Annotated in this window: 3 protein-coding genes; all 3 read left to right on the top strand. The window is 41.1% G+C overall.

Annotated features, from left to right (window positions below):
- Window positions 1–81 precede the first annotated feature (81 nt).
- From IQ229_RS13445 to IQ229_RS13435, 3 genes are read left to right on the top strand one after another with little or no spacing between them, the layout of a single operon-like run.
- Complete coding sequence (locus IQ229_RS13445; RefSeq protein WP_194044418.1) at window positions 82–411, top strand: coiled-coil domain-containing protein; 330 nt, start codon at window positions 82–84, stop codon at window positions 409–411.
- 36 nt (window positions 412–447) lie between these two features.
- Window positions 448–4,116 (top strand): nSTAND1 domain-containing NTPase, encoded by a 3,669-nt coding sequence (locus tag IQ229_RS13440; RefSeq protein WP_194044416.1) that lies wholly within the window; start codon window positions 448–450, stop codon window positions 4,114–4,116.
- Window positions 4,095–4,466, top strand: coding sequence for a type II toxin-antitoxin system PemK/MazF family toxin (locus IQ229_RS13435; protein WP_194044414.1), 372 nt, complete (start codon window positions 4,095–4,097; stop codon window positions 4,464–4,466). Before IQ229_RS13440 ends, IQ229_RS13435 begins: the two co-directional genes overlap by 22 nt.
- The last annotated feature ends 324 nt before the right edge of the window (window positions 4,467–4,790 follow it).

The raw sequence follows: 4,790 nt of genomic DNA, 5'->3' as shown, positions 1-4,790 counted from the left end.
ATTTCAGACTTGTGTGTACACCGTAGCCTTAAAGGAAGAGAGAAATAGAAGTGAGGTTTTCCAGATACCGCGATAAGTCAAGTGCGGGAGCTAGATCAGCAAGTGCGGGAGCTAGCTCAACAAGTGCGGGAGCTAGCTCAACAAGTGCGGGAGCTAGCTCAACAAGTGCGGGAGCTAGCTCAACAAGTGCGGGAGCTAGATCAGCAAGTGCGGGAGCTAGATCAGCAAGTGCGGGAGCTAGATCAGCAAGTGCGGGAGCTAGCTCAACAAGTGCGGGAGCCGTTTCAACAAGTGCGGGAGCCGTTTCAACAAGTGCGGGAGCCGTGTCAGTTGTCATCTTCACAACTACAGCTTTTACAACTAGCAGAAATCGTCCGTCATCCTTTCTGCCCCCTGCCTCAAAACCCGTAGCTTTGTACTTCATGCAAAAGAAAACTGCTGTATGTTATGAGTAATCAGCAAGAGCCAGAAAATTTAGCCTTTGACAATGAGCATTCATTGCAAACTCTGGTGCGAACAATTACCCTTTCTCAGGAAACATTTTCGCTGATTTTACTGCGCTGTAACTATGCTGATTTACGTCAGCGTATGGTAGAACGCCTGCGCCAATTATCTCCTGTACCCATTCGCGAAATTACTTTACCTTCATCAGTCAAAACGCTTTACACAAATATACGCGAACAACTGGGAGATGAACAGCCACCTGCATTAATGATTTTTGGTTTGGAGTCGGTTAAAGATATTGATACAGTTCTAACTTCAGCTAATCAAGTACGGGAGGAGTTTAGAAAAAACTTCCCGTTTCCGATATTGTTGTGGGTTAATGATTCAGTTCTGCAAAAATTTATTCGATTAGCAACTGATTTAGAAAATTGGGCAACTATTATTGAGTTTGAAAACCCTACCGATGAGTTAATCAACTTCCTTCAGCAAAAAAGTGATGAAATCTTTGTCGGTAATATCACACCCAATCCCCAAATGTGCCGGGAACTAGAAACCGCTCGTCAAGATTTGCAAAATCGAGGAGAAGTATTAGAAGCAGCACTTCAAGCAAGTTTAGAGTTTTTGCTTGGTTTAAATGATTATTTACATGATGAGATAGATTCTGCTTTAGGACATTATCAACAAAGCTTAGGGTTTTGGCGACAAAATAATTATTTAGAGCAGCAAGGTATATTACTCGTTAATATTGCTTCAGCTTATAATCGCCAATCGGAAAAAAATCAGACAGAAAATCAACGCTATTGGCAGGAGTCTAAAAATTACCTTCAGCAAGCTATTGAGATTTTTGAACAAGCACAACGTTCAGATTTAGTTGCAAAATATATTACTAAACTGGGTGAAGTGCTGCGACGTTTACAAGCATGGTCAGAGTTGCAAAGCCTTGTGGAAAAATCTCTGCCGCTACATCAAAATTATGGCACGCCGTTGCAGTTGGCTAAAGATTATGGTTTTTTGGCAGAAGTAGCTTTAGAACAGTTACGCTGGGAAGAAGCTAACCAACTCGCAGGGCAAGCATTACAAATATTAGCTGAGATACCTAATTTACAATCAAATGAATTTAGTTGGTATCGGTTTATTTTAGCTAAATCTCAACAGGGTTTAGGTCAAGTTGAAGCAGCAATTAATAGTTTAAAAGTTGCTAAAGCTGAAAGTAATCATCAGTATAACCCACAATTATATATATCTATATTAGAAAGGTTACGCTTACTCTACTTTGAACAAGGTGAATATCTGAAAGCTTTTAAGATTAAGCAAGAACAACTACAAATAGAACAACAGTATGGTTTCCGCGCTTTTGTTGGCGCATCTTATCTCAACCCGCAGCGACAGGCAATTAATTCTGCACAGTTGCAAGTGGAAAATTCTGAAACCATTGCTCAAGAAATTGCCGCTTCTGGTCGGGGACAAGATGTTAAACGGCTGCGAGAAAGAATTGGCGGGACTGAGCATAAACTGACTGTAATTCATGGTCAGTCAGGAGTGGGGAAAAGCTCGATTTTGCAGGGTGGATTAATCCCAGCGTTGCAACAGCAAGCAATTGGTGAGCGAGATGCTTTACCTATTTTGTTACGAGTTTATACAGATTGGGTGGGAATCTTGGGGCAGAGTTTGGCTAAGGCTTTTGAGGAAGTCAGAGGTAATCAATTATTTGCTAATCTTGATTCTTCAGCAGCTATTTTAGAACAATTACGGAGAAATGCTGACCGGAATTTGTTGACGGTTTTAATGTTTGACCAGTTTGAAGAGTTTTTCTTTGTTTATCCAGACCAAGGTCAACGACGAGCATTTTATGAGTTTTTGCGAGTTTGTCTAGATATTCCTTTTGTTAAGGTAACTCTGTCTTTGCGGGAAGATTATTTACATTATTTATTAGAGTTAGAACGTCTGTTTAGTTTGGGTGCAATTAATAATAATATTCTCGATAAAAATATTCGCTATTACTTGGGTAACTTTTCGCCAGACGATGCTAAGGCAGTTGTGCAGAGTTTAACAGAACGTTCTCACTTTTACTTAGAGCCTGCATTAATTGATGAATTAGTGCGGGATTTAGCAGGAGAGTTGGGGGAGGTACGTCCGATTGAGTTACAAATTGTGGGGACACAGTTGCAAACTGAGAAAATTACAACTTTAGAAAAGTATCGTCAATTTGGCACTAAAGAAAAACTGGTTGAGCGATTTTTAGAAGAAGTCATCCAAGATTGTGGCGCGGAGAATGAACAGGTTGCTCGACTGGTCTTATATTTACTTACAGATGAAAATGGTACTCGTCCCCTCAAGACTCGTGCTGAGTTAGCAGCAGATTTAACAGCAGAAGTTGATAAATTAGATTTGGTGTTAGAGATTTTTGTGGCATCAAGGTTAGTATTGCTATTACCAGAATCTCCTGTTGACCGTTATCAATTGGTGCATGATTATCTCGTGTCGTTCATTCGCCAACAGCAGGGAAGTGACTTGTTAGCAGAACTTGCACAGATACGTCAACAACAAAAGCTGACTGAAGAGGAGCTAAATCGTTTTCTAAAACGCCGACTGAGAGACTCTTATATAGTAGGAGTTGCGCTAGCATTACTCGCAGTCTTAGCTATAGCATTTGGGATAAGAGCAGAAGAGCAAAGAAGACAGGTAGAAATAGGTCAAATTCTCGCGCTTAATGCATCCTCAAAAGCTCATTTCACCTCGAATCAAGAAATTGAAGCGCTAACAGAAGGCTTAAGGGCAGGGAGACGACTGAAACAGTCAACTTGGGCAGGTGATAATGCCAAAATTCTAGTTCTTACCACCTTACAGCAAGCAATTGATGGAATAAGAGAACGAAATCATTTAGTCGGTCATACCGATGCTGTTTGGGGTTTGAGTTTCAGTCCTAATGGTCAGCTAATTGCTTCAGGCGGCCGCGACAACACTGTGAAACTCTGGAGCAGTAATGGCAGATTCCTTAGAAATATAGAACTGCATAGCACTATTACTAATCTAAATTTTAGCCCTGATGGTCAGACAATTGCTACTGCCAGTTTAGACAAGACAGTGAAACTCTGGAACACTAATGGTGTTTTGCTCCAAACCCTACAAGGGCACAGTGGTTGGGTATATGATGTGGGCTTTAGCCCTGATGGCAAGACTCTCGTTTCTGCTAGTGCTGACAAGACTTTAAAAATTTGGAGTCGTGATGGTTCTTTACTTAAAACTTTGAGAGGGCATAGTGGTTGGGTAAATAGCGTGAGTTTCAGTCCTGATGGTAAAACAATTGCTTCTGCTAGTGACGACAACACAGTTAAACTTTGGAGCGCTGATGGCACTTTGCTTAAAACCTTAAGGGGACATAAGATGTGTACAATAAAATTGCCGTGCAAAACAGAACGAAAAACTATGCATCGCCGGATTAACATCACCTTGCCAGATGAGACAATTGAACTCATTGATCGAGTCATTGAAAAAGGCGATCGCAGTAGATTCATCAATGAAGCTGTGCAATATTATATTGCTCAGAAAACCTTAGTCAATCTTAGAGAACAGTTAAAAGAGGGAGCCATCCAGCGCGCAGACCGTGATTTAGGTTTAGTAGAAGAGTGGTTTGACTTGGAAGAAGAATTGTGCCACAGAAACGAAAAGTAAATTACCCCAAACGTGGTGAAGTATACTTAGTCAATTTCGATCCAACTATTGGTGCAGAAATAAAAAAGACACGCCCAGCTTTAATCTTGCAAAATGATGTTTCTAACGAACATAGTCCAATCACAGTTGTAGCTGCCATTACCTCAAAGTTTGCAGAACCTTTGTATCCCACTGAAGTTCTGATTAGAGTACCAGAAGGCGGTTTAGAGGATGATTCGGTTGCACTTCTCAATCAGATTCGCTCAATTGACAAGCAAAGGCTGATTAAACGTTTGGGAATTCTGCACCCAGAAACGATTGCACAGGTAGATCGAGCAATTCAAATCAGCCTTGGTCTAGTGAAGCTTTGAGGCGATGTCTGGCGACAAACCGCAACTCTTGGAGACGCTTTGCGTAGCTTGCTTCTCCGTAGGAGTATGCGTCTACGCATCTTCTAGAATTATCTCAGACGATCGCCATCTCTTCTCTAACTCCCTTCTTTTCTCATGGGATGATGAAGTAAACTGATTTGCCATGCCATTATCAACGATAAAACAAAACTTCAGCCGAGGTTTTTCATGGCATTAGAAGGAGTGATTTTAGATATTGATGGCACACTGGTTTTAAGTAATGTTGCGATCGCAATCTACAACGCTCCAGAAGATTTACTACAGCACTATGACTCTTCTATTCTG

The organism is Nostoc cf. edaphicum LEGE 07299 (assembly GCF_015207245.1).
In the GTDB taxonomy this organism is placed as follows: domain Bacteria; phylum Cyanobacteriota; class Cyanobacteriia; order Cyanobacteriales; family Nostocaceae; genus Nostoc; species Nostoc edaphicum_B.
The sequence above is the reverse complement of the archived record's forward strand: the minus strand, read 5'-3'. Positions and strand labels throughout refer to the sequence as shown.

Coding starts and splice junctions, on each gene's coding strand:
- IQ229_RS13440 (WP_194044416.1), top strand. CDS start 448: ATGAGTAATCAGCAAGAGCCAGAAAATTTAGCCTTTGACAATGAGCAT.